We start from the raw sequence: 25,506 nt of genomic DNA, 5'->3' as shown, positions 1-25,506 counted from the left end.
CACCTCACGGAACGAACCCGCGTCCAGCAGCAGTTCGATGCGCTCCCGCGCGGTCAGCTTGCCCTTGGCATGCTGCGCCCGGGTCGCCTTCTCGCCCGGGCCGGCCAGTGCCTGGGCACGGATCCCGTGCAGTTCGGCCACGCGTCCGCGCGCGTCGGCCGGCCCCGCCTGGAGCCCGGAGGGTTCCATCACCGTCGCCATGACAGTCCTCTTCCTCTCGGTCGACGCGGACACGGCCCGTGGGGACGGCGCGCACCCGCAACACCAAACCGCTGGCGCGGTTCTCGTCCGGGAAGCAGGCGGCTGGGTCACGGCACCGCCCGGCGGGCACGTCATCTCCAGCTGTGCGGCGCCCGGTAGACCCCGGTCCGCCACGTCCGGTGCCAGTGCGCGACGGACCGGCCCCGATCAGCGCTCCTGGCTCCGTCCCCGCGTCTGGAGACCACCGAGAACAGCGTCACGGCGACCGCGGCGAGCTCTTCCTCGGTGGCCTGCCCGCGCTCGATCCTCAGCAGGGCCACCACCTTGTCCCCGGCACTGTCCACGGCCCCCCCTTCCCTGCGACCCACAGTGCATCGCAGGGCTCAAGACAGCCTCGGCTCTTCCTGGAGGCGACGTGTCAGACCGGCTCGGTCACGGGTGCCGACTCGCCGAGCAGGCGTGCCCCGCGATCCGGGGCCACGTCCAGCCGCATCAGCACTGCGGGGGAGGCGATGGAGGGCAGCAGGTGCTTCATCAGGATCGAGACCCGCTGTTCGACGTCGTTCAGGTCGGTCTCGAGCTGGGCGTAGAGCTGTACGCCGTTGAACGCGCTGACCAGCATCTCCGCGACCTCGCGCGGCACCACGTGGGACAGGGTCTCCCCGCGCCGGCGGGCCTCGGTCAGGATCTCCGTCAGCATGTCGACCCACATCGGCCAAGCGCTGCCGTAGTGCTTGCGGCCGTTGGGATCCGCCGAGAGCCGGGCGCCGGCCCGGAGGATCGAATCGTGCACCAGCCGGTGGGACACCGTCATGGCGAGGTCCACCATCTCCTGGAGCTTGATCCCGTTCTCGGGCAGGGGCTGGTCCGTCTGTATCTCCAGAACACCCTTGGCCAGCGCTTCCTTGGAGTCGAAGTGGAAGTAGAGGGCGCCCTTGGTCACTCCCGCGGTCTTGAGGATGTCCGCGACCGTGGCCGCGGCGTACCCGTGCTCCGCGAAGACAGTGGCGGCTGCCTCCAGCACTGCGCGGCGGGTCCTGACCGCTCGTTCCTGCTGGGCCATGGGACCTCACTTCGCGTTCGTCGCGCTCCGAAGCGGCGATACATTAAAACAAACCGTCCGGATCGTACCTTACCGGGCAGCCAAAGTTGAGCCAATATTTCGGTCACGGACATCCGGCCGCGGCCTCGGCGTCCACCGTGCGCAACAACGACTCGTCTATCGCGTCAAGCGAACCGACCAGGTGACGGACCCCGGCCTCGCGCATCAACCGCCGCTGGAAGCTGTGTTCGTAGGTGGTCGGATGCCCGATGAACGCCGCCCCCAGGGCCCGTGCGGCCTCGGCCACGCGCGCCACGTCGTCGATGAAGAGCGCCTGGTCGCACCGGAGCCCGAAGACGTCCTCGGCGATCTCCCGGACGCCGGGACGGAACCCGTCGGTGCACACGTACCGGGGGCCGTCGAAGTGCTCCGCGTACGAGCCCAGATGACGGTCGAAATGAGGGCGCCCGAGCCCGCCGTAGCACACCAGGGCCGCTCCCGTGGCGCGCAGCCGGCCGAGGAGGGCGCCGGCGCCGTCCAGCACCCGTACGGGGTGTTCGCGGAGGTACTCCTGCCGCCTGCGGAAGTAGGCCTCCACGACCTCCTCGGGCGTGACCCCCGGGATACCGAGAGCCGCGGCGGCCTCGAGTTGCGGCTGCGACAGCAGCGCGCGTTCCACCTCGGCGGTGTAGACACCGCCGAGGTCGGCCACGAACCGGTGGATGACAGGGCTGAACGTGTCGTTCAGCAGTACTCCGTCGATGTTCACCGCGATGAGACGCAAATGCCGCAGAACCATGAGGACCGCCTACGTCGAGCCGTGCGGACCGCCGCACGGCGCCTGTGGGTGCCGATGTCTCTGCCGCGTGTTCCACCGCGCGAGCAGGCGATGGGACACCATTACATCAAACCGGCTGGGCGGTTTGTTGCCATGCGTCACCCCGAGCGCCTACCCGGGGGCGCGGACGGCCGGCCGGTGTGCACAGCGCGTACGGGTCGGCGTCCAGCAGCGCCGCGTTGAGGACCATGCCGGGCGCCGTCCTGGCCTGTGCCGGCATCGCGTTGATGCCGCTGGTGCTCAACGCCCGCCGCCGGTGCTGCTGCAACGCGCTGGTGCTGTGCACACCGCACGGATCGGTGACCGCCAGGGACTGCGCCAGATCTCCGGCGGCCCACAGCACCGTGTCGTCCTCGTCGACCTGCCAGCGGGTGCCGGAAGCAGCCCGGCCGGCGTCACCTCTCCCCCGGCCGCGGCCGCCGCCTCGGCGTTCTTCCTGCGCTCACGGGCTTCCAGCGCGCTCCGGGCGAGGATCTGCCCGGCGACCGCCTGTGCGTCGAAGAGATCGTGCTGACCGCCGACCGTCATGCGGCGCCTCCTGGGAGGGGCAGACACCGCCACGCCCGCCCGCTGCCGGGGACGAAGGGCTGGACCGACCGGGGAGAGGTGGCCTGGCAGATGCCTGAATCTCGTGGGTCGCTGCGCCGAATTCGCAGCTCAGCAGCCATCCGCATCCCCCACAGCGACTCTAGCGACCGAACGATTGAAACAGATTAGCGAAACGAATGTGGCAGAAGGAGTCACGTGCGGTAACCAGAACAGAGCGTCGACACGGCTGTCAGGGGTCGGTTGGGACCGGACCGGCGACCGGAGTTGCCGGATCCGGCGAGGGGGGGGGACCGGCCGGTCGCAGTCGCCGTCCGGCGGCCCGGGCCCACCGCCGCTCGTCCGGCCGCGGGCACGGCTGCGACCTGGAGGCCCGATGGCCGTCGGGGCGGCTTCCGGCGCCTGAGGGACGCGTTCGTGCGGGCCGGCTTTCCGCGCCATGTCACAGACGGCCGGGCTGACTCGTCTCAGGTTCAGGAGACAGACGCCGGTGGCGGGAAGTTGGTGATCATGCGGGTGTTCTTGGCGGGCGGGACCGGCGCCATAGGGATGCGGCTGATACCGCGGCTCGTGGCTCGTGGCCACCAGGTGACGGCGACGACGACGAGTGCGGCCAAGCTGGGCCTGCTGACGCGGCTCGGCGCGGACGGGGTTGTGATGGACGGGCTGGACGCGGCGGCGGTCGGCGAGGCGGTGGCCATGGCCCAGCCGGACGTGATCGTGCACCAGATGGCCGTGGTCAGCGGCAAGAAGGCCGACATCAAGCATCCCGACCGGTGGTTCGACACCACCAACCACCTGCGCTCGGAGGGTACGGACCACCTGCTGGCCGCCGCCGAGGCGACCGGGGTCGCCCACTTCGTCGTACGCAGCACCGGCGTCGCGAACGGCATCCGAGAGGGCGGGTGGGTGAAGACGGAGGAGGACCCGCTCGCCCCGGAGGAGAACACCACGGCGCGCAGGACGGCGGAGGCCGTCCGGCGCCTCGAGGAGGTCATCGTCACGGCGGGCGGCGCGGCCCTGCGGTACGGCGGGCTCTACGGGCCGTGCGTCGTCGACGAGCGGGTCGAGCTGGTGCGCAGACGGCAGTTGCCGCTCGTCGGAGCCGGCACCGGCCACTTCTCCTGGGTGCATCTGGACGACGCGGCGAACGCGACCGTCCTGGCCGTGGAGCAGAAGGCGCACGGCGTGTTCAACATCGTCGACGACGAGCCCGCCCCGGTCAGCGAGTGGCTGCCCCATCTGGCGGAGTGCGCGGGGGCGAAGCGGCCCCTGCGAGTACCCGGGTGGCTGGGCCGGCTGCTGGCCGGGGAAGCCATGGTGACGATGATGACCGAAGGGCGCGGGTTCTCCAACGCCAAAGCCAAGCGGGAACTGGGCTGGGAGCTGCGCTACCCTTCATGGCGCCAAGGCTTCAGGGAAGGGCTGGCATGACGCGGACCGAAGAGTTCGAGGAGCTGCGGCCCCTGTTGTTCTCGATCGCCTACCGGCTGCTGGGCAGCGTGAGTGACGCCGAGGACGCCGTCCAGGAGACCTGGCTGCGTTACGCGACCTCCCCGACGCAGCCGAAGTCGACCAAGGCCTTCCTCTCCGCCACGGTCACCCGGATCTCCATCGACGTGCTGCGCTCGGCCCGCTTCCAGCGGGAGGAGTACGTCGGCCCGTGGTTTCCCGAGCCGCTGCTGACCGACCCCGCCCAGGATCCGGCCCGGTCGGCCGAACTGGCCGAATCGGTGTCGATGGCGGCCCTGCTGCTGCTCGAGCGGCTCAGCCCGCTCGAGCGTGCGGTCTTCGTCCTGCGGGAGGTGTTCGGGTTCGGCTTTCCCGAGGTCGCGACCGCCGTGGGCAGGTCCCAGGCGGCGTGCCGCCAGCTCGCGGTGCGGGCGCGGCGCCACATGGAAGCGGGGCGCCCCCGGTTCGAGGCGGACCGCCAGGAGCGGGACAGGCTGGCGGCGCGGTTCTTCGATGCCCTGCGGGAGGGCGACTTCGACGGGCTGCGGGAGCTGCTCGCCGCCGACGTGTCCCTGGTCGGGGACGGCGGCGGCAAGGCCCCGCAGCTCGCCAGGACCGTGGTCGGCGCCGACAACGTGACCCGGCTGCTCGCCTCGGTCTTCCCCATGCTGGCGCGGGTCGACGTGACGCTGGAGCGGCATGAGGTGAACGGCCAGCCCGGCGCGATCTTCCGCGCCCGGGACGACAAGGTGCTCAACACCTGGACGCTCGACGTGCTCGACGGGCAGATCCAGACGATCCGCGCGGTGATCAACCCCGACAAGCTCGGCCATCTGGGCCCGGTGGCGGACGCCTGGGCGATCAACCGCGCGGTGAGGCAGGCACGCCGGTCCGTGGGCTGACCGCCGGTTCGCCGGCGGGCGGCCCGGGAGAGTGCCCGGGCTCAGTGGGCGCCGACGCTCCCCGAGTGCCGGACGGCGCGGTGGATGTCGAGGGCGGCGGTGGCGCGGTTCAGGGTGATGTAGTGCAGCCCGGGGGCGCCTTCGGCGAGGAGGCGTTCCGCCAGGGCGGTGGCGTGGTCCACACCGATGTGGTGTCCCTCGGCCGGGCTGTCGCGGGCCGTCTCGAGGCGGTGGGCGAGGTCCTCCGGAAAGGTGGCTCCGGACAGCTCGGCGAAGCGGCGGATCTGGCGCACGTCGGTGGCGGGCATGATCTCCGGGATGATCGGGATGTCGCAGCCCGCGGCCACCACCCGGTCGCGCAGCCTCAGGTAGTCCTCGGCCCGGAAGAACATCTGCGTGATGGCGTAGTCGGCACCGGCCCGGCACTTCGCCACGAAGTGCCGGACGTCGCTCTCCCAGTCCGGTGAACGCGGGTGCCTCTCGGGGAAGGCGGCCACCCCGATCACGAAGTCACCCAGGGAACGGACGAGTTCGACGAGTTCGTACGCATACGTGAACCCCTGGGGGTGCGGCGTCCAGCGGCCTTGGGGGTCTCCTGGCGGGTCGCCGCGCAGCACGAGCACGTCCCGGATGCCGGCGTCCGCGTACATGCCGATGATGTGGCGCAGTTCGGCGACCGAGTGGCCGACGGCGGTCAGGTGGGCGACGGGGCGCAGGGTGGTCTCGGCCGCGATGCGCCTGGTGACGTCGATCGTCCGGTCGCGTGAGGAGCCCCCGGCCCCGTAGGTGACCGAGACGAAGTCGGGGCGCAGGGCCTCCACGCGGCGGACGGCGTCCCAGAGGGTGCGCTCGCCGGCCGCGGTACGGGGCGGGAAGAACTCGAAGGAGAAGGTCGTCATGGGAATCCGCCTGCGGTGAGGGCCCGCCGGCTGCGGAAGTCCTCCGGGGAGGCCTCGCACGGGGCGGGGGAACGGTTCTCGGTCGTCACGCGCCCACCGGTCGGGCCGCGGCCCCGACTGCCGCCTTCGGTCCGCCGTCGTCGCCGGCCCGCTTCGCGCAGCGCGGCACCGGCCCCTCGAGGGAACGCGCGGTTCTGCCGTGTGTGCGTGGGGGCGTTCTTTTCCCGGCGTCGCGCATCAGGCGTTGCGGTAGGCGACCCGCACGGCCATGTCCGTCAGTTCGCTGCGCCACACCGGGTCCACGGGCGCGTCGGCGATGGCCTTGCAGCCCCGTTCGACGAGGTCGGTGATGTGCTTCTCGACGTCGGAGGGGACACCGGTGTCCAGAAGGCGGCCGCGCACCTCGGCGGGTGAGTGTCCCGGTTCCGTGATCAGGCTGCGGATGTGCTCGTCCCGCTGCATCGCCCAGCCGAGGAGCAGGGTCATCTTGTGCTGGCTGAAGTCGAGTCCGGCGGGTTTTCCGGTGTCCGCGGAGCTCCCGAACGCGTCCAGCAGGTCGTCGCGGAGCTGGAACGCCTCGCCCACCGCCTCTCCGTACTCCCTGAAGGCGGGGGCGAGGTCGGGGCGTCCCGCCACGCTCGCCCCTACGGCCAGCGGCCGGTGGATGGTGTAATGGCCGGATTTGACCAGGGCGATCAGCCGGGAGAGTCGGGGGTCGACGGAGAACTCCGCGGCCGCGGCGAGATCCAGGTACTGACCGATCATCAGCTCCGAGCGCAGCATGCTCCACACCGGGACCACCGTCGACGGCGCCCGGGACATCAGCTGCTCCGAGTAGACCAGGGCCAGGTCGCCGACGAGTACGGCCACGCTCTCACCGAACCGGCGCGACTCGCCCTGCCACGCATGGCGGGTGTGCAGCGCGGAGTGCTTCGAGTGGACGGTCGGCTCACCGCGCCGCTGGACGGAGGCGTCGAAGATGTCGTCGTGGACGAGGGCGGAGACGTGCAGCATCTCGAGAGCCGCGGCGGCCGCCACGATCCCGGGGGCCTGCGGGTCACCGCCCGCGGCGAGATGACCGGTGACGCAGAAGGCCGGCCGGATACGCTTGCCGCCCGACGCGACCAGGTCGGACAGCGCGTCGATGGCGACGACGGCCCGCTCGTCCACCTCGGCCCAGACGTCGCGTTCGGCCGCGAGGAAGGAACGCAGCTCCCGCTCCACGCGCTGCAGCAGTTCCTCACTGGTGCGGCGCGCGGTGGCGGCCGGCTCCCGGTCCGCACCCGACCGGGGGGGCACTTGTGCAGTCACACGTTTCTCCTTGTGCGCAGGGGTGTGCACGGGGGCACGGAGCCGGGTCGACGGCTTGGCCGGCCTCCGCCGTGCGTGCCGTCCTCGTCGGCTGCGGGCAGGGCGGGCCGGTGTAGTCCCTTCACCACTCGATCAGTGCGAGCCCGGCTGCCATGCCGCCTCCGAAGGCGGCGAGGAGGACGAGGTCGCCGGGGTGGAAGGCGCCCTGACGGGCTGCGGCGTCGAGGGTGATGGGCAGGGAGGCGGCTCCGGTGTTGGCGTAGTGGGTGAGGGTCTGGTGCATGGTGGCGTTGGGCAGGGCCAGGTCGGTGAAGACGGTTTCCAGGAGGCGTCCGTTGGCCTGGTGGGGGACGAAGTGGCGGATGTCGTCGGGGGTGACGCCGGCCTCGTGGAGGAACTGCTTGGTGAGCGGGGGGAGGTGGTCGGTGACGAAGCGGGCGACGTCGCGTCCGGTCATGGCGAAGTACTGCCGGCCGGCGTCGAGTGCGGGGTGGTCCAGGGGGTGGCGGCTGCCGCCGGCGGGGACGTGGATCAGGTGGGAGAGCTCGCCGAAGGTGTGCTGGGTCATGTGGCGGATACGCGGGCCCTGGCCGGTGGCGCCCAGAACGAGTGCGCCGGCGCCGTCGCCGAAGAGGATGACGGTTTTGCGGTCGGTGGGGTTGAGGATGCGCGAGTAGATGTCGGCGCCGATGACGAGGGCGTGGCCGCCTTGGCGGGCGAGGATGCCCTCGGCGGCGGAGAGCGCGAAGACGGTTCCGGAGCAGACGGCGTTGACGTCGAAGGCGGCGGCGTTGGTGGCACCGAGGTGGTGCTGGACGTAGGCGGCGGTGGGGGGCTGGGGCCGGTCGGGTGTGGAGGTGGCGACGACGATGGCGGACAGGTGGTCGGCGGTGATGCCGGCCGAGGTGAGCGCGGCGCGGGCGGCTTCGGTGGCCAGGTCCGAGGTGGCCTGGCCGGGCGCGGCCCAGCGTCGCTGTTTCATCCCGGTTTTACGGGTGATCCAGGCGTCGTCGACGCCGGCTGCCGTGCCGACCTCGTCGTTGGTGACGATCCGTTCGGGCACGTAGGCACCCGTGCCGAGGACTCTGACGTCGCTCATGCGGCTGCCCCCCCTTCAAAAGTGTGGAAATCACTGCGTGCACTGCATGTGCGTGCCGGCGGCCGCGGGGGCCCCGGCCCGCAGGCGGGCGGCCCCGGCGGAACCGCCCGCCTGCCCGCGAGCCCGCGGGTGCCCTAGCGCTTCTCGTAGATGCGCTTGTGACCGCTGAGCCCGGCCAGCCGGAAGGGCCCGGTGGTCTGCGACGGGGTGGGGTGATCGCCTCCGTCGGTCGGGAAGGACCGCTCGTGCAGTTCGCGGTACTCGGCGTAGCCGAGTGGCCTGCGCCGGTCGACCGCCTCGTTGTGCGCCGCGGTCCGCAGGTGCTCCCGGTACCCCGGGACGACGGTGCCGGCGAAGAACTCGGCGACGCTGCCGGATCCGTAGCTGAGGAAGCCGACGGGCCGGCCGGTCAGGTCGTCCGCCTGGTCGAGCACCGAGGCGAGGCCGAGGTACACCGACGCGGTGTAGCTGTTGCCGATGACGGTGTTGTATGACGTGGTCCGTCCGATGGCGCGCTCGACCGCGTCCTTGTCGGGGTCGTACCCGCAGTAGTTCAGCAGGTGGCGGTGGGCCTTGTAGGCCATCTTGGTGAACGGCTGGTGGTAGCAGAGCGCGGCGAACTCCTCCAGCGGGCGGCCGCCCTGCTCACCGTAGTCCTTCCAGCTGCCTTCCACTGCCTGCAGGTATGCGGCGATGGACTCCTGCCCGTCGACCAGTGCGGCCTCACGGTAGTTCGGCCGCCAGAAGTCCATGACGTCGGCGGTGAACAGGCCCGACGGCTCCTCGATGCGCACCAGGGCCGGGTCCGCGCCGACCAGCATGGCCACCGCGGCCGCGCCCTGGGTGGCCTCGCCCGGGCTGTCCAGCTCGTACTTGGACACGTCGCTGGCGATCACGAGGACCCGCTGGGCGGGATCGCGCCGCACCAGGCCGATGGCGAACTGCAGGGCGGCCGTCGCCCCGTAGCAGGCCTGCTTCAGCTCGACGACCCTGGTGGCCGACGGCAGGCCGAGCAGGGAGTGCACGTACACGCCGGCGGCCTTGGCCTGGTCGATCGACGACTCCGTCGCGAGGACGACCGTGCGTATGAGGTCCGCGCCGTGCCGGGCGATGAGGGGGGCTGCTGCGGCGGCGGCCATGGTCACGATGTCCTCGTCGGCGGCGGGCACGCTCATCGACCGCTGGCCGATGCCCACGTGGTACTTGCCGATCTCGGTGCCGTTGTGCTCGGCGAGTTCCGTGTGGGGCAGGACGAACTCGGTAGTAGCGAAGGACAGATCGTGAATTCCGATCGCGGAATCGTTGGACATCTCCTAAACACCGACCTTTGCTGTCTTGTCGTCGCGTTCCAACTGGACGTGCGCGCGCATGAGTTCGCCGGGGTTCGTCTGTGCTGCCAGGAGCGAGAGCTCACCGCACAGCACGGTCGCCGCCCCGATGACGGCGAGCCGGCGCGCGTTCTCCCCGGGCTCGCGGTCGGCCTTGCAGCCGAGCCGGGTCAGGTTCGTCTCCACGAAGCTGAGGCCCTTGCCGTTGCCCACCGTGCCGACGATCAGGTTCGGCAGCGTGCAGGCGAAGTACAGGTCCCCGTCCCGGTCCTCGGCCATGACGACGCCCTGGGAGCCCTCGACGATGTTGGCCGCGTCCTGGCCCGTGGCCAGGTAGAAGCCGAGCAGCATGTTCGCGAAGTGGGCGTTCGCCGAGCGGATGCCGCCGGCGAGCAGGGTGCCGAGCATGTTCTTGCGGATGTTCAGCTCGACTATCTTGGCGGCCGTGGTGTGCAGGACCTTCTCGACCACGTCGCGCGGCACGAGCAGTTCCGTGACCACGTTCTTGCCGCGGCCGAGGATGCCGTTGACCGCGGTGGCCTTCTTGTCCGTGCAGTAGTTCCCGGAGATCGATCCGTAGGAGATGCCCGGGATCGTCTTCAGCAGGTGCTGCAGGAGCACGTCGGAGGCGAGGGTGGCCATGTTGTGGCCGGAGGCGTCCCCGGTGGAGAACTCGAACCGGACGAAGAGCAGGTTGGCGTTGATCTCGTGCCGGATGCCGATCAGCCGGGCGAACCGGCTGCAGCCGCGCACCACCTCGCGCAGCTCGTCGATGCGCGTCTCGATCGCCCGCGCGGCGGCGTACGCGGTCTGCGCGTCCGTCGCCTCGACGAGCACCGAACGTGTCATCCGCTCGTCCACGAGCGTGGCGACGATGCCCTTCTCGGCCAGCATGGAGACCTTCGCTCCCCGGCCCACCGACGGCCACAGCGGCGACTCGTAGGTGGCGAGCGGCACCTGGGTCTCGGTGGTGGTGACGTTCCCCGAGATGCGCACGGGTCCCACCCACCTCATCGGGACTCCGGCGATCGCGTGCGCGTCAGTCATCATGTGCTCCCGTCATTTCGTGGAAGGTGCCGGCGGAGCCGGACCGCTGGGCGAGCAGCCGGGTGTCGACGCCCCGGTCCGTGCAGAAGGATCGAAGGTCGCGGTGGACCAGCAGGTCGCAGCGCGCCAGGTCGGCGGGGGTGCGCGCGCCGAGCATGGTCATCAGCGCCGCGAGCTGGTCGAGCCACGTCGAGATCTGTGACACCAGCGCGGGCACGCCGCCGTCGAGGAGGGTGCGCAGGAAGCCCCCGGACGCGCCGACGCCGGAGGCGCCGAGCGCCAGCGCACGGGCCACGTCGAGGGGATGGCGCACGCCGCCGGAGGCGAGCACCGGAATGCCGACGTCCTGCGCGTCCAGGAGGCAGGCGGCGGTGGACTGTCCCCAGCCGTGCATGAAGGCGTAGTCGGCGGGGTCCCGCCGGCCGTTCTCGATGCGGGCGAAGTCCGTGCCGCCCCGGCCGCCGAGGTCCGCCACCCGCACGCCAAGGTCCCGCAGGAGCAGGACGGTCTGCCGGCTCAGCCCGTTGCCGACCTCCTTGACGATCACGGGAACGTCGACGTTCGCGGCGATCTTCTCGATCTGCGGGACCCAGGAGGAGAACGACCGGTCGCCCTCCGGCATCACCGTCTCCTGCGCCGTGTTGACGTGGATCTGCAGGGCATCGGCCTCCAGCAGGCCGACGGCCCGCCGCGCCTGGTCGACCGATGCCGTCGCGTTCACGTTCGCCATGACGAACCCGTCGGGGTTCTCCGTGCGCAGCACCTGGAACGTGTCGGCGCACGAGGGGTCCTTGAAGTACGCGCTCATGGACCCGGACGCGATGGGCACCCCGGTCTCGCGGGCGGCGATGGCCAGGTCCCGGTTGATGATGCCGGTCTTCACGCTGCCGCCCGTCATCGCGTTGATGTAGAGCGGCACCTGCCAGGAGATGCCGGCAAAGGCCGTGGCCAGGGACACGTCCGACCGGTCGATGCCGGCCAGGGCGTGGTGGACGAACGACACGTCGTCGAACTGGTTGCGTCCGCTGTGGTCCTGCTGCTGCTCGACGGCGAGCCGTACGTGGTCGTCCTTGCGCTGAGCGATCATTTCTCGTTCCCTTCCGGGGCGGGACGGACCGGCAGGGGTAGCACCCCGGCCGTTTCCCACCGCTTCCGTACGTGTGAAATGTCCGATGCCGCTTCGGCGTCCAGCAGGGCGATACCGCAGTCGCCGCCCCCCGCCCCCGAGGGCTTGGCCGCGCCTCCGACGGCTTCGGCGGCGGCGCAGAGCTCCGTCAGCCTGGTCGTGAAGATCCCGAGGCCGACCTCGTCGTCCAGGCGCGCCAGTTCCCGCCGGGCCCGGCGGATCTGCTCGAGCAGTCCCCGGCGGTCCCCGGCCTCGAGCGCGGCGACCGAAGCGTGCACACAGTCGGTGGTGGCCTCCACGAACCGCCGGTGGGAGGCGGTGCCCCGCCAGGTCCGGCGGTGCAGGTCGGACACGAGATCCGCGGTGGAGGCCGGTTCGCCGGTCCAGCCCACCTCCAGCGACAGTCCCCGGGGCGGCGGCAGCCTGCGCACCTCGAAACCCGGCCAGGGCGCGCGCAGTGTCCTGTCGGTCCCCAGGCGCCGCTCCAGGTCGAGTACGGCGGCGCGGTCGGGTGCCCGGTAGGCGATCCAGCCGCCCCAGGTACTGGCGGCGAGGTCACCGCCGGAGCCCTTGGCGTCGATCCGCGCCGTGGCGAGCATGGCCAGGCGGAACCGGTCCTCGAGCGACAGTTCCACGCCGCAGAAGGACGACACGGCCGCAACGGTCGCCACGGTCACCGCGCCGCTCGAACCCAAGCCGTACTTCCTGCCGTTGTCGTGCAGGTGGCTGCTCACCGAGACGTACAGCGCGGGCACCGGCAGGCCCCGTTCGGCCAGCAGCCGGCCCACGACCTCGATCGCCGCGATCACGTGGGCGAGGGCGCGCGCCCGTCGCGCACCGTCCTCGCCGCGCACGACGAGCCCGCCCTCGTGCCATCGTGCCCGCGCCGGCCGCGTACCGAGGTCGGAGGAAAGCACGGTGTCGGCGTCGGGGGAGCCGGACACGGTGACCGCCACGTGCCGGTCGACCGCCACCAGGATCGCCGGGTTCCCGGGATCCACCACCGCGTACTCGCCCGCGACGAACAGCTTGCCCGGCGCGCGCCGGACGACCGCGCCCTGCCGTGTCATCGTCCGGCCTCGTCCAGCAGGCGGGCGCCGGGCCCCGGTCCGGCGACGTACGCCGCGCCGTCCGGGACGGCGTGGCGCACGGCCTCGGCCACCTGGTCCGCGTCCGCGCGGTGGCAGAGCACCTTGACGTTCGGGCCGGCGTCCATGGTGGCGTAGGCCGGCACGCCGTCCCGCCGGAGCCGGAGCACCAGATCGAGCACGGTGAGCGTGGCGGGCGACAGGTAACGCACCGCCGGGCGCGCCGCCAGCATGGTCGCGTGCATGCCGAACGCGTTGCGCTCCGCGATTTCCCCGACCGCTTCGAGGTCACCCAGCCGCAGCGCCGTCCGCATCTCCGCCAGGTCGGCCCGGCTGGAGTCGGCCCACGATCCGTACAGCGGGGACGTGTCGACGGTCCGGCGCATGGCCTCCCGGCTGGAGACGGCCTTGGGTCCCGCGTTGACCACGGCGATGACCAGCGCCGGGTCGATGTCCGCCACGGACACCGGCTCGGCGTAGGAGCCGAGGTCCGCGTCGGTGCCGGTGCCGGCGTGCCAGACTGCGAAACCGCCGAAGACCGACCGCGACGCCGATCCGGAGCCGCGTCGGGCCAGGCGGGACAGTGCCGTGGCGTCGGGGTCGAGCCCGTACGCGCGGGCCGCGGCGACGGCCAGGGCGGCGAACCCGCTGGCGGAGGAGGCCAGGCCCGCTCCGGTGGGGACGGTGTTCTCGGTCTCCACCACCGCCCGGTGCGCGAGCCCGGCCCGCTCCCGCACCAGTTCCAGGAACGCGACGATGCGCCGGTGCGCCTCGCCCGTCGCGGGGACACCGTTGAACGTCACGTCGTCGTTCCCGGCTCCGGGAACGAGCCGGATGCGGGTGGTCGTCGGGAAGATGTCCAACGTCATCGACAGGCTGTCGGTGCGGGGAAGGACCAGTCGCTCGTCGCGCTTGCCCCAATACTTGATCAGGGCGATGTTCGGATGCGCGACGGCGGTGGCGCTTCCCGCGGTGCCCTGCTCCCGCGGCCGGACCGGGGTGGCGTGTTCACTGCGCATGGTTGTCGAGCCCCTTCAGCGGTACGACCCACGTCTGTACGGCGCCGGCCTCGTGCAGCCGCCGGGTGACGTCCCTGGCCTGCTCCGGCCGGGCCAGGGCGATCATGCAGCCGCCCAGACCACCGCCGGTGATCTTGGCTCCGAGGCCGCCCGCCTCGATCGCGGCCTCCACCAGCGCGTCGATCCGGTCGGTGCTGAGGCCTGCCGCGCGGAGCAGCCGGTGGTAGTCGGTGAGTTGCGGGCCGAGGTCCTGCGGTTTGCCCTCGGCGAGGGCCTGCTGGGCCGCGCGGGTCAGGTCCGACGCCCGGTCGACGAACCGCTCCTGTGCGCCGGCACGGTGCTGGAACCCTTCACGCAGCAGCTCGACCGCTTCATTGGTGCTGCCCGCGACGCCGCTGTCCGCGACGATGAACAGGCCGTCCCAGCCGATTTTCAGCTGCTGGACCTCACCCGCCCGGAACAACAACGGGGCCGCCGCGCCGACGGCTCGGGCATCGACTCCGCTGGCCCGGCCGTGGGTCATGTTCTCCGCCGTTTGCACCAGGTCGAACGCCGTGTCCTCGGTGAGCTCGAGGCCGAAGAGGTCGGCGAGGGCGAAAACGATCGCACGTGAGCTGGCCGCACTGGAGCCGAGCCCCCGGCCGAGCGGGATCGCACTGTCGAGGAGCACGTCGAGGTGCGGCCTGCCCGCCACGCCCATCCTGGCCTTGAACTCGGTGAACAGTCGGCGCAGGCCGTCGGAGCTCTGCGTCACCATCGCCCGCGACGGGGAACCGGTCATCGTGTAGGACAAGTCGCCCTGGCCCTCGAAGAGGTGGGAGGACCATCCGGCGTTGGCCGTGACCGTCAGCTGCGGAACCGGAAGGGCGAGCGCCGGAGCGCCGTAGACGACCGCGTGCTCTCCCAGCAGGATGACCTTGGCGTGAGCGCGGCCAACGCCCACCGAGCGGGCCCGGTGGCCTTCTGACACCTCCTCCACTGAGCTCGGTAGGGTCAACGCACTCAGCTCCCTCTGTCTTTTCTGCATGGAGACCGCATCGTCTGAGATGGGATGAAGCAGGACGTCGGACGGGGCCGTGTCCGCACAAGCACGCAGCTTTCACGGAACGGCTGCTCAGGGGTGGAGCAGCGAGCCGCCGGACGGCGCCGCTCCCCGGGGATGCCACGGCCGCCGGACCACCGCACGCGACGGGGAACTTCGTCCGCCGGCCGTCGACACCGTGTGACGCCGTCCCGGCGGAGGTGTTCACGCGTCCCGTCCCGCGTGCGACGGCGTGCACCGACCGGACGGGGTTGCGCGGACGTGGGGGGGAAAGGCCCGGCCCGTCCGCGCGTGGCGCGAGACCGTCGCGCGCCGCGGCAGCCGGCGCCGCACGCCCGGGCGGGCTTTTCATCGGGTACGGAAGAGGCCGGCGTCGTGCGGGCGGCGACCCGGTTCGGCGTGCGCGGACCGGCGGCCACGGCACGCGCCCCCTGCTTCACAACAGCTTTCGGGCAGGGGAGACGTGGGTGAATAGTGACACGGTGGTGCCGTGACGCCAACACCGGGCAGAAGTGACCTGGGTCACTTCGAACGAGATCCCGCCGAGCCTCATGCCGGAACGGCACGCCGGACGGACGCCGCAGCCGACGCAGGCGAACGCGCCCGTCCCGCCGGGGATTTCGGCGGTCTGCCGGCGCCGGCCGCCGCCCCCTCCGCCCGGCCGGGCGGAGGCCGTCTGCGGGCCGCCGGGGCCGCCGTCGCGACCGGCCGGACACGTCCGCGGTGCGACGACGGCCTTCGACGGGTCCGACGGCGGTGCCGGTGCCGGCGACCCCGCACAGGGGGCGCCGGCGGAACGAATACCCGGCGCGGACCGCCCGAGGCGGGGGACGCCACGGTGCGGCGGGCAGCTCCGCAAGCGGAACGCCGCCGCACCACCCGCACCGGAACCGGCTGCCCGGCATGTCCCGCCGCCGGATCAGGGCCGACGCTGCAGGGCGAGCTCCGTCAGTTCCTCGATGTCGAACTCCGAGCGACGGTGGGGCGCGCCGTAGCGGGTTATCTTCCCGCGGCTCACCCACTTGCGGATCGTCGCTTCGGACACGCCCACGGCGAGTGCGGCCACCTTTGTGGGAACGAGCCTGTGACTCGGAGGCTTGATCATGCGGTGACACCCTTTCGCTGCCGTTCCATAAGTTTCCTGAGATCGAGCCACTCGTGAACTTTCCATGAATGACCCGAAGAACAAGAGATGCTGCCGCTTCCCGTATTTCCGCCGCTTCGGGGAGAGGCGCTGATCGTCCCGGGGCAGCCGTCCATGACGCACTTCCTGGTGAGCGTCCGAACGTCGCTCGGGTCGGGATCGATGGTCCGGCGCAGTTCGGCGACGAGACCCTCGATTTCCTCCGCGAATTCGACCACCGAGGGCTGGGCGGTGATCCACTGCAGGTGCAGCGTGAGGAACCGCGCCAGGTGGGGGACGGTGCGGCGCGGCGCGGTGGTTCCGAGCCGCTCCACGACCGTTCTCGACCACGACTCGAGGAGGGCGAGGATGTTGTGACGGACGTCGAGCACCGAGATGTCCATGTAGTCGCGCCGTCGACTTCCTGACACCTTGGTCGGATTCGTCTGCCGAGCCGGCGGCGACACCTGGTGCAGGCATTCCTGATGGAGACCCGGGAGTGCGCGCAGATTGCGTTCCACCCGCTTGATGCAGGGAACGCACAGAACGGATCCGGCGGCGGCGCGGCTTTCCCGAGCATGGCCTCCGGGACATGAGAGTGGCCTCATCGGAACTCCGTCATGAGTCGGCTCGCCCCCATGACCTCTGTACGCCGCATGAACACCCCGTGTCCATTTCGGAGCCGACGCGGCATTCCCTGTCCCTGGTTGATCGCCTTCGTGAAGAAACTCCATGCTCCGCTCTCCGCCCGGTCCGGTGAAAATGTGTGAGCCCGAAGAGCATGAACGGGGCGGCTCTTCGGCGGGCAGTCCAATTACCCGACCGGAGACTCGAGTCCCGATACAGCCTCGTTCGGGCCCGCTCGCAAAAGCAGCCCGGCGGTCCGCGCCCGCGGTGATCGGCTTCCGGAGCCGGCCCTCCCCGCCCGAGCGCTCGTCCCCTCCAGCCGACTTCCACCCGGAAGCGAGTCCTGATTGAGCCCCTGCGCCGACGGTGGCCCAGGAAGGAGGCACTGTGGACGGTACGCACGGAGGAGGCCGCGCAGGAAGCGCCGGACTCCCCGCAGGGCCGCTCGTCACGGCGGCCGCTCAGTTTCCCCCGAACGACCCCTCTCCCCCCGGACCCGCGAGCACCCGCGCACCCGCCCTGTCTGCCGGAGGCGGCACCGATGCACCCCTCGAGGTGTGCATCGTCGGGGCCGGTCCCCGGGGCCTTTCCGTACTGGAGCGGCTCTGCGCACAGGAACGCAAGTCACCCCGCCGGCACACCGTCACCGTGCACGTCGTCGACCCGGACCCGCCGGGCTCGGGACGGGTGTGGCGCCCTGCGCAGTCCCGGCACCTGCTGATGAACACGGTCGCCTCCCAGGTGACGGTCTACACCGACGCCAGCGTCCGCATCGACGGCCCGCTGGAGGAGGGGCCGAGCCTGTACCTGTGGGCCAAGGCCGTGGAGGCGGGCACGCTCGGCGCCGCCCCGGAGGCCGCCGGTGACGAGGTCCTCGCCGAGGCGGGCGCTCTGGGCCCCGACTCCTATCCCACACGCGCCCTCTACGGCTGCTACCTGACATGGGCGTTCCGACGCGTCGTCGAGGACGCCGCCGCCCACGTGACGGTGCACACGCATCGCGTACGGGCCGTGGCCCTCGAGGACGCCGACCCGGCATCGGGCCACGCGGGACCCCAGACCGTCATCCTGGAGGACGGCACCCGGCTGACCGGTCTGTCCGCGGTCGTCCTCGCCCAGGGCCACGTACCGGTCCGGCCCACCGCCGGGGAGCGGGAGCTGGCCCGCTTCGCCGCCCGGCACGGGCTGACGTACGTGGCCCCCGCCAACCCGGCCGACGTAGACCTGTCGGGCGTCCGGCCCGGCCAGAGCGTGCTGCTGCGTGGACTCGGGCTCAACTTCTTCGACTACATGGCGCTGTTCACCCACGGCCGGGGAGGCGTCTTCACCCGTGTCGACGGTCGCCTGGTCTACCGGCCCTCGGGCCGCGAGCCACGCCTGTACGCGGGGTCCCGGCGCGGTGTGCCCTACCAGGCGCGCGGCGAGAACGAGAAGGGCCCCCACGGCCGATACTTCCCCCGGCTCCTCACCGCCGGGTACGTCGCGGCGCTGCGTGACCGGGAGCCGCGCGGCGCGGCCATCGACTTCGCCGCCGACCTGTGGCCGCTGATCTCCAAGGAGGTGCGCGGCGTCTACTACGCCACCCTGCTCACCGCACGCGGCGAACCCGCCTCGGTCGGCGAGGAGTTCACCGAGCGGTTCCTGCGCGCCGAGCCGGGCCGGGAGGAGGACCGGCTCCTCGGCGAGGCCGGGATCGGCCCGGCCGAGCACTGGGACTGGGAGCGCGTCGCCCGCCCCTACGGCGCCCGCGCCCTCGGCGACCCGGCCGCCTTCCGCAGCTGGCTGCGCGACCACCTCGACGAGGACGTCCGGCTGGCCCGCCAGGGCAACGTGAGCGGACCGGTCAAGGCCGCGCTCGACGTCCTGAGGGACCTGCGCAACGAGGTGCGGCTCGCCGTCGACCACGCCGGCCTGACCGCCGCCTCCCACCGGGACGACCTCGACCACTGGTACACACCGCTCAACGCCTACCTGTCCATAGGCCCGCCGGTGTCCCGCATCGAGGAGATGGCCGCGCTCATGGACGCGGGCGTCCTCGACGTGACCGGTCCGGGCCTGCGCGTCACCGCGGACGCGCACGATCCGCTCGGTCCCTGCTTCACCGGTACGTCGAGCAAGATACCCGGCGTGCGGGTGCGGGCCGCGGTCCTCATCGAGGCCCGCCTGCCCGAGATCGACCTGCGGCGCACCGCGGACCCGCTGATGAACCATCTGCTGCGGACCGGACAGTGCCGTCCTCACCGCATTCCCCGCGCGGCGGCGGGCACCGGCGGCGAGGACCACGAGACGGGGGGCCTCGCCGTGTCGGAACGGCCCTACCACCTGATCGACGCCCGGGACGTACCGCATCCCCGGCGCTTCGCCTACGGGGTGCCGACCGAGTCCGTGCACTGGGTGACCGCCGCAGGCATCAGGCCCGGCGTCGGTTCCGTCACTCTCGAGGACTCCGACGCCATCGCGGCGGCCGTCCTCGCCGTGCCCGCGGCGGCGGCCTTGCCACGGCGACCGCGCGCCCGTGCGACTGGCCTCGCCACCGCCCCGACGACCACACCCCCGAGCACGAAGGCGGACGCATGACCTCGCTGCAAGAGCCCCGGCGGAGCACACCCCTGCCCGACCACCTGGACACCGGGCTGCTCTCACCGGTCCGGGCGGGCACCCCCGTCGAGTCGGCCGTGGGCGACGGCGCCTGGCTGCAGGCGATGCTCGACGCGGAGGCGGCCTTGGCCCGCGCCCAGGCCCGCTGCGGCACGGTGCCCGCACACGCGGCCGAGGCCATCACGGCCGCCGCCCGCGCCGACCTGCTGGACATGCGCGAGCTGGCGCTCGCCGCGCGGGAGACCGCCAACCCTGTCGTGGGTCTGGTCAAGGCGCTGACCGCGGTGGTAGCGGAACGCTCCCCGGAGGCCGCCGAGTACGTGCACCGCGGTTCCACCAGCCAGGACGTCCTCGACACCGGCGCGATGCTGGTGGCCGCACGCGCGCTGCGCCTGATCCTTGCGGACCTGCGGGCCGTGGCCGACGCCCTGGCCGGTCTCGCGGCCGATCACCGGGACACCGTGATGGCGGGCCGCACCCTCGCGCTGCACGCCGTTCCTACGACCTTCGGGCTCAAGGCGGCCGGGTGGCGCAACCTGGTCCTGGATGCGGCCGACCGCCTCGAGAGAGTCGCCCACGGAGGGCTTCCGGTGGCGCTCGGCGGCGCGGCCGGAACCCTGGCCGGTTATCTGCAGTACGCGGGCGAGGACTCCGGCCCCACGGCCGTACTCGACGAACTTGGCGCCGCCTTCGCCGCCGAGACCGGGCTGACCACCCCGGTACTGCCCTGGCACGCCCTGCGCACGCCCGTCGCCGACCTGGGGGCTGCTCTCGCCCACACGGCCGGGGCCCTCGGCAAGATCGCCGCGGACGTGCTGGTCCTCACCCGTACCGAGGTCGGCGAAGTGGCCGAGCCCGCGGTCGCCGGGCGGGGTGCCTCGTCGGCGATGCCGCACAAACGCAACCCCGTGCTCGCCACCCTGATCCGCTCCGCCGCCCTCCAGGTGCCCGCCCTGGCCACCGTGCTGTTCCAGAGCCTGCCGGCCGAGGACGAGCGCTCGGCCGGAATGTGGCACGCCGAGTGGCAGCCGCTGCGCGAGTGCCTGCGGCTCACCGGCGGAGCCGCGCACACGGCCGTCGAACTCACGCAGGGACTCACCGTCCACCCGGAGCGGATGCGCGCCAACCTCGAGGCGACCGGTGGGCAACTCGTCTCCGAACGGGTCTCGGCCGTCCTGGCGCCGCGCCTGGGCAGGACGGCGGCCAGGGAACTGATGGCCCGGGCGTCGGCGCTCGCCGCCCGGACCGGTCGGCCGCTGGCGGACGTGCTGGCCGAACTGCCGCAGCTCGCCGGCGTGCTGAGCCGGGACGAGGCGGCCGCGCTGCTCGACCCGCTCGGCTACACCGGCCTCGCTGGTCCCCTGGTCGACCGGGCGCTCGCCGGGCCAGCGTACCCGCACAGCGCGGTGCCGTGACGGAGGCGGCCGACGGACGGCCGACGCGCGAGAGACACCGCCGTGGCGGGGGTCCGGCCCCGCCCGGTCGTCGTCCCGCCGTGCCCGGGTCCTTCCCGCCTAGGACGCACACGCGTGCGGGGCCGTCCGCCGCCGCGACGCCCCGGCGGCGGCCTCCGGCCCTCTCGGTCACCGTGGTCGCGTGCCGTTCCACGAGGCGGCGCCGGGCCCGCCCGGGCACCGGCCGCACCTCCCCGGCCAAGGGGACGCGTGACGTCGTGGCGCCCACCGGCCCGCCACCGGCCGGCGGGCCGGTTCCGCCGAGTCGCCGCCGTCCGGGGTTCCCGCCGCTCGAGCCTTCCTCGAGATCTCCTCGTGTTCCCCTCGACAACCGCTCGACCCCGTCACGCCCAACCGGTCGAATCCTGTCGCGCGGGCGGCCGCGCACCGCATGATGCAACCACAACCCACGCGGAGGGGAGGCGAGTTGATGCCCGAAGCAGGTGTCATCAACGAGTGTGACGGCCACGGGCACGCCGTGGTCATCGGCTCGGGCATCGCCGGGCTCACCGCGGCGCGGGCCCTGGCCAACTTCATGGACCGGGTCACCGTACTCGAGCGCGACTGGGTGCCCCGCGGACCGTCCCGGCGCCGGGGCGTGCCCCAGGCGCGGCACACCCACAGTCTCACGACGGCCGCCCAGCGGGACCTGGAGCGGTTGTTCCCCGGCATCGGCCGGGACCTGGCCGAAGCAGGAGCGGTGCGCGTCCGCATGCCCGAGGACATGCTGCTGCTCGGCCCGGGCGGCTGGCTGCCCCGGTTCGACTCCGGCCTGTCGATGCTGAGCGCGAGCCGTGACCTGATCGACGCGGTGGTGCGTGACCGGCTGCGGGCCGACCCCAAAGTGACCTTCCTGCAGGGACACGAGGCCGCCTCCCTGCTGCCCGGCCGCCACGACACCGTCACCGGCGTGTGGGTGCGCGGCCGGGACCGGAAGGCGCCCGGCGAGTGGGGCGCCCCGCGTCTGCTCTCCGCCGACTTCGTGGTGGACGCCACCGGACGCGGCTCGCGTGCGCCCCAATGGCTCGCCGAGCTCGGCTACGAGCCGCCCGCGGAAACGGTGACCGAGACCAGGACCACACACGCCACCTCCGTGTTCGCCCCGCCCGTCGGCCATGTCGCCGACTGGAAGAGCCTGTGGTTCATGGCCTCCGCCGACGATCCGTCCCAGGGCGTGCTCAACCCCGTCGAGGGCGGCCGCTGGTCGGTCACGCTGTCCGCGGGAGCCGGCGAACGCCCGCCCGCCGACCACGCCGGGCTGCTGCGCGCCGCGGGCGCCCTGCGCCACCCGTTACTGCGCGAGGTGCTCGAGACCGCCACGCCCCTCGGACCGGTCTACGGCTGCGACCGCACCGGGAACCGGTGGCGCCACTACGAGAGGATGCGCCGCTGGCCGGACCAGTTCCTCGTGGTCGGCGACGCTTTCGCCGCCCTCGACCCGGCTCACGGCCAGGGCATGACAACAGCGGTGCAGTCCGCCCTCCTCCTCGACCACATGCTCGCCGCCCACGGCACCACGGTCGGCCTCTCCTACCGGCTGCGCCGGGCCCTCGCCCACCAGTTGGCCCCCGCCTGGCGGACGAGCATCCGCGGTCTTCGCGCGGCCGACGGGTCGCCGGCCGGAGCACGCGCCCGGCTCGGCAGGCGGTACGCCGCCCGGGTCGCGGCGGCCTCGACCACCGATCCGCGGGCGGCGAGGCTGCTCCTGGAACTGCGGCAGGCGGCTGCCCCGCCCGCCGTCGCGGTGCGGCCGGGTGTGCTGCGGGCCGTGCTCCGGGGCCCGCGCGGCCCGGCCGCGGCGGCGCCGCCCAGCACCACCCACGGCCCGAACGCGCGTCCTCGCCGCTCCGCCGCCCAGGACGCCCCCGCCGCCGGCGCCCTCCCCGGCTCCGCTCCCCCGCCCATGACCACCGCGGACGCCGTGCCGCAGTGGCCGGCCTCGGCGCCCTCCCACGACCGGCGCAGACCGTGAGCACCGTGCCCGGGGACCGCACGGCACGCCGTACCCGGCTGCAAGCCTCCGCCGACACGGCCCTACGCTCTTCCGTATGAGGAGAATCAATCAACTAGCCTTCATACAGACGGAGTTAGACCGAAAACAGATGCTGTGCTCAAGTAACGGGCGTGTCTACCATGGTCCGTTGCTGACGACGGCAGCCGATATGCACCCCCGGAACTCGCAACTCACTAGAGAAACACTTGAGTTCCGACCGGGTTCCGACTCAAGGCCGGTTGTCCGGTCACAGCGCGCGTCGATAACGTTCCAGCTGCTCCAGGGCACGGGCCCGCTAGCGCCGCGGCAGGCCACCTGGACCCCCGGCCGCGTGCCGGCCGGGCCGGGTGTGCCTGTGACAGCCGAGCGGCGAGGGGAGGGCGCACGGGTATGAGCACGACCGAAACGGCGCCGCAGGGCACACGGGCCGAGACGCCGAAGGGTGAACGCGTCGCCGACTGGGTGGACGGGCGGCTCGGGATCTACCACTTCCGGTTCCTGGTCCGCAAGGTGTTTCCCGAGCACTGGTCCTTCATGTTCGGGGAGATCGCGCTCTACAGCTTCGTCATCCTGATCCTCACCGGGATCTGGCTCACCCTGTTCTTCGATCCGAGCATGGCCGAGGTCGTCTACGACGGCCCGTACGAGCCGATGCAGGGCATTATGATGTCGGAGGCCTTCGCCTCCACCATGGAGATCAGTTTCGAGGTGCGCGGCGGCCTGTTCATCCGCCAGCTGCACCACTGGTCAGCCCTGGTCATGATCGGCGCGCTCTGCCTGCACACGCTGCGGCACTTCCTCACCGGGTCGTTCCGTAAGCCGCGTGAGCTGAACTGGCTGATCGGCTTCGTGATGCTCGTCCTGGTCATCCTGGAGGGCTTCCTCGGGTACTCGCTCCCCGACGACCTGCTCTCCGGCACCGGCATGCGCATCGCCGCGGGCATCACGCTCGCCATCCCGGTGGTCGGCACGTACGCGCACATGCTGCTGTTCGGCGGCGAGTTCCCCGGAACCGAGATCGTGCCCCGGCTCTACCCCCTGCACATCCTGCTGATCCCGGGCCTCATCCTCGGCCTGCTCACGGTGCACCTGATCCTGGTCTTCTACCACAAGCACACCCAGTTCCGGGGCCCGGGCCGCACCGAGAAGAACGTCGTCGGCGAGCCCTTCCTGCCGAACTACGCGGCCAAGGCCGGCGGCTTCTTCTTCCTGGTCACCGGTGTGCTCGCGCTGATGGCGGGCATCGCCCAGATCAACCCCGTGTGGAAGTACGGCCCCTTCCGTTCCGACCAGATCTCCCAGGGATCACAGCCGGACTGGTACATGGGCTTCCTCGAGGGCGCCCTGCGGGCCATGCCCTCCTGGGAGGTCGTCCTGCCGGGCGGCTACACCCTCAGCCTCGGCATCCTGATCCCCGCCGTCATCCTGCCCACGCTGATGATGGCCGTGATCGCCCTGTGGCCGTTCCTGGAGGCGTGGGTCACCGGGGACAAGCGCGAGCACCACCTCCTCGACCGACCGCGCGACCATCCCACAAGGACCGCCTTCGGCTGCGCGTTCGTCGCCCTGTACCTGGTGCTGTTCTTCGGTGGTGCCAACGACATCCTGGCCGAGCGCTTCCACCTGTCCCTGAACGCCATCACCTGGACGGTGCGGATCGGAATCTTCCTGATCCCGGCACTGACGTACGTGATCACCAAGCGGATCTGCCTGGGTCTGCAGCGGCGGGAGCGGGACAAGCTGCTGCACGGCCGCGAGACCGGAAGGATCAAGAGGCTGCCGCACGGCGAGTTCGTCGAGGTGCACGAGCGCATCGACCGCGGCCACGAGTACAAGCTGCTGGCCAGGGAGGACTACAAGCCGCTGCCGGCACCCGCGAAGGAGCACGACGGCGTGCCCAACCCGCAGGGACGCAAGCAGGTGCTGCGCCACAAGCTCAGCCACTGGCTGTACGGCGAGCAGGTCACGAAGCCGACGCTGCAGGAACTGGAGCAGGCCTGGGAGCACGGCGGTCACACGCCCAACGGCCACCTGGAGCCGGCGGGACAGCGCCCTGTCCCGCAGCGAGAGCCGGACCAGGAACTGAACTGACCCGGCGGCCCACGACGAAGGGGCAGGACCGGTGACGGCGGCGCGGGTGATCAGGGACGGTCACCCGCGCCGTCGTCGTCCCACCGTCCGCGAGGACGGCCGACCGCACGACGACGACTCGGCCGAGCGCCCCGGTGCGCGCGGCCCGCAGAGCAGGAGAACACCCGCACCGCGCGGGATCCCCCTCGAGGCGCCGGGGTCCCGTTCCCCTTCCCGTCGTCCGGCGCACCCGCCGGTGTCCACGGAGGCCCGATGAGCAGAACCCCATGGCGGCACCGGGACGAACCCCGGGCCGAGTCCATCACCGGGGCACGCGCCGGCCTGACCCAGGACCTGCGCGGCCGCCAGCGCCGTTACCTCGCGGCCATGCTGGTGCGCACCGGCTGCGTGGTCCTGATGGCCCTCACCTGGAGCCGCTGGCCCGCCCTCGCGGTCTGCGCCCTGGTCGGCGCCGTCCTCATCCCGTACGTCGCCGTGGTGGTCGCCCAGGCCGGATGGCGCCAGCAGCGGGGGGTGCGGCACGCGCTCGCGAATGCGCCCGAGGAACCCGCTGCCCGCGTCGTCCTCGAACCCACCCTGATCCTGCCGCCGGAAGGCAACACGACGGGCTGACGGGGCAGTTCGCCACAAGGCGGCTCACCCGGCCGTGCACGCACACCGCCAACCCGCGTGACTTACCT

At 72.1% G+C, this 25,506-nt stretch carries 22 protein-coding genes and 1 pseudogene; 7 read left to right on the top strand and 16 right to left on the bottom strand.

Annotated features, from left to right (window positions below):
• The 5 genes and pseudogenes from B100_RS34655 to B100_RS36825 form a co-directional block, all read right to left on the bottom strand.
• The coding region (locus tag B100_RS34655) for a carboxyl transferase domain-containing protein (RefSeq protein ID WP_037723966.1) at positions 1–201 on the bottom strand (201 nt) is incomplete at its 3' end.
• 131 nt (positions 202–332) lie between these two features.
• Positions 333–545, bottom strand: coding sequence for an acyl-CoA carboxylase subunit epsilon (locus tag B100_RS0132675; protein ID WP_024888551.1), 213 nt, complete (start codon positions 543–545; stop codon positions 333–335).
• A gap of 74 nt (positions 546–619) precedes the next feature.
• Positions 620–1,264: a ScbR family autoregulator-binding transcription factor gene (locus tag B100_RS0132670; protein ID WP_024888550.1), complete on the bottom strand. Its 645-nt coding sequence runs from the start codon at positions 1,262–1,264 to the stop codon at positions 620–622.
• 103 nt (positions 1,265–1,367) lie between these two features.
• Positions 1,368–2,042 (bottom strand): hypothetical protein, encoded by a 675-nt coding sequence (locus B100_RS0132665; RefSeq protein ID WP_024888549.1) that lies wholly within the window; start codon positions 2,040–2,042, stop codon positions 1,368–1,370.
• A gap of 148 nt (positions 2,043–2,190) precedes the next feature.
• Positions 2,191–2,457: pseudogene (locus B100_RS36825) on the bottom strand (DNA primase); the annotation flags it as partial.
• Between the two features lie 680 nt (positions 2,458–3,137).
• Here B100_RS36825 and B100_RS0132655 point away from each other — a divergent pair.
• Together B100_RS0132655 and B100_RS0132650 are read left to right on the top strand one after the other, a co-directional pair.
• Positions 3,138–4,061, top strand: coding sequence for an NAD-dependent epimerase/dehydratase family protein (locus B100_RS0132655; RefSeq protein ID WP_024888547.1), 924 nt, complete (start codon positions 3,138–3,140; stop codon positions 4,059–4,061).
• The gene (locus tag B100_RS0132650; RefSeq protein ID WP_024888546.1) at positions 4,058–4,981 is read left to right on the top strand and encodes an RNA polymerase sigma-70 factor; all 924 of its coding nucleotides are present in this window, start codon (positions 4,058–4,060) and stop codon (positions 4,979–4,981) included. The genes B100_RS0132655 and B100_RS0132650 overlap by 4 nt, the downstream gene beginning before the upstream one ends.
• A gap of 41 nt (positions 4,982–5,022) precedes the next feature.
• Here the strand turns inward: B100_RS0132650 and metF are convergent, their stop codons facing one another.
• The 11 genes from metF to B100_RS0132595 form a co-directional block, all read right to left on the bottom strand.
• The gene (metF, locus tag B100_RS0132645) at positions 5,023–5,880 is read right to left on the bottom strand and encodes a methylenetetrahydrofolate reductase [NAD(P)H] (RefSeq protein ID WP_024888545.1); all 858 of its coding nucleotides are present in this window, start codon (positions 5,878–5,880) and stop codon (positions 5,023–5,025) included.
• Positions 5,881–6,117: 237 nt separating this feature from the next.
• Entirely contained in the window at positions 6,118–7,191 is a 1,074-nt protein-coding gene (locus B100_RS0132640) for a polyprenyl synthetase family protein (RefSeq protein WP_486585759.1), read from the bottom strand.
• Positions 7,192–7,312: 121 nt separating this feature from the next.
• Positions 7,313–8,290 (bottom strand): ketoacyl-ACP synthase III, encoded by a 978-nt coding sequence (locus B100_RS0132635; RefSeq protein ID WP_024888543.1) that lies wholly within the window; start codon positions 8,288–8,290, stop codon positions 7,313–7,315.
• A gap of 134 nt (positions 8,291–8,424) precedes the next feature.
• The gene (locus tag B100_RS0132630; RefSeq protein ID WP_024888542.1) at positions 8,425–9,600 is read right to left on the bottom strand and encodes a hydroxymethylglutaryl-CoA synthase; all 1,176 of its coding nucleotides are present in this window, start codon (positions 9,598–9,600) and stop codon (positions 8,425–8,427) included.
• Between the two features lie 3 nt (positions 9,601–9,603).
• A complete protein-coding gene (locus B100_RS0132625) occupies positions 9,604–10,632 on the bottom strand; it encodes a hydroxymethylglutaryl-CoA reductase (RefSeq protein ID WP_024888541.1) in 1,029 nt (342 codons plus the stop codon).
• Between the two features lie 25 nt (positions 10,633–10,657).
• A complete protein-coding gene (gene fni / locus B100_RS0132620) occupies positions 10,658–11,752 on the bottom strand; it encodes a type 2 isopentenyl-diphosphate Delta-isomerase (protein WP_024888540.1) in 1,095 nt (364 codons plus the stop codon).
• Positions 11,749–12,861, bottom strand: coding sequence for a phosphomevalonate kinase (locus B100_RS0132615; protein WP_024888539.1), 1,113 nt, complete (start codon positions 12,859–12,861; stop codon positions 11,749–11,751). The genes fni and B100_RS0132615 overlap by 4 nt, the downstream gene beginning before the upstream one ends.
• Positions 12,858–13,898 (bottom strand): diphosphomevalonate decarboxylase, encoded by a 1,041-nt coding sequence (gene mvaD / locus B100_RS34650; RefSeq protein WP_078541328.1) that lies wholly within the window; start codon positions 13,896–13,898, stop codon positions 12,858–12,860. Before mvaD ends, B100_RS0132615 begins: the two co-directional genes overlap by 4 nt.
• On the bottom strand, positions 13,888–14,868 hold the full coding sequence (mvk, locus tag B100_RS0132605) for a mevalonate kinase (RefSeq protein ID WP_486585758.1): 981 nt from the start codon (positions 14,866–14,868) through the stop codon (positions 13,888–13,890). The genes mvaD and mvk overlap by 11 nt, the downstream gene beginning before the upstream one ends.
• Positions 14,869–15,859: 991 nt before the next feature.
• Positions 15,860–15,991: a MerR family transcriptional regulator gene (locus B100_RS0132600; RefSeq protein ID WP_486585757.1), complete on the bottom strand. Its 132-nt coding sequence runs from the start codon at positions 15,989–15,991 to the stop codon at positions 15,860–15,862.
• Between the two features lie 50 nt (positions 15,992–16,041).
• The gene (locus B100_RS0132595; protein ID WP_486585756.1) at positions 16,042–16,584 is read right to left on the bottom strand and encodes a hypothetical protein; all 543 of its coding nucleotides are present in this window, start codon (positions 16,582–16,584) and stop codon (positions 16,042–16,044) included.
• A 625-nt stretch (positions 16,585–17,209) separates the two neighbouring features.
• On the opposite strand from B100_RS0132595, the gene B100_RS0132590 reads away from it, so the two are divergent.
• From B100_RS0132590 to B100_RS34995, 5 genes are all read left to right on the top strand, one after another.
• On the top strand, positions 17,210–19,267 hold the full coding sequence (locus B100_RS0132590) for an FAD/NAD(P)-binding protein (RefSeq protein WP_486585760.1): 2,058 nt from the start codon (positions 17,210–17,212) through the stop codon (positions 19,265–19,267).
• Positions 19,264–20,703 (top strand): nitrosuccinate lyase, encoded by a 1,440-nt coding sequence (locus B100_RS0132585; protein WP_024888534.1) that lies wholly within the window; start codon positions 19,264–19,266, stop codon positions 20,701–20,703. The genes B100_RS0132590 and B100_RS0132585 overlap by 4 nt, the downstream gene beginning before the upstream one ends.
• 469 nt (positions 20,704–21,172) lie before the next feature.
• Complete coding sequence (locus tag B100_RS34645) at positions 21,173–22,714, top strand: FAD-dependent oxidoreductase (protein ID WP_024888533.1); 1,542 nt, start codon at positions 21,173–21,175, stop codon at positions 22,712–22,714.
• 411 nt (positions 22,715–23,125) lie between these two features.
• The gene (gene qcrB, locus B100_RS0132575; protein WP_024888532.1) at positions 23,126–24,826 is read left to right on the top strand and encodes a cytochrome bc1 complex cytochrome b subunit; all 1,701 of its coding nucleotides are present in this window, start codon (positions 23,126–23,128) and stop codon (positions 24,824–24,826) included.
• Between the two features lie 252 nt (positions 24,827–25,078).
• The gene (locus B100_RS34995; protein ID WP_024888531.1) at positions 25,079–25,438 is read left to right on the top strand and encodes a DUF3099 domain-containing protein; all 360 of its coding nucleotides are present in this window, start codon (positions 25,079–25,081) and stop codon (positions 25,436–25,438) included.
• The last annotated feature ends 68 nt before the right edge of the window (positions 25,439–25,506 follow it).

Source organism: Streptomyces sp. CNH189, assembly GCF_000527195.1.
Note: the sequence above shows the minus strand (reverse complement) of the source record. Positions and strands in the feature narration are given on the sequence as shown.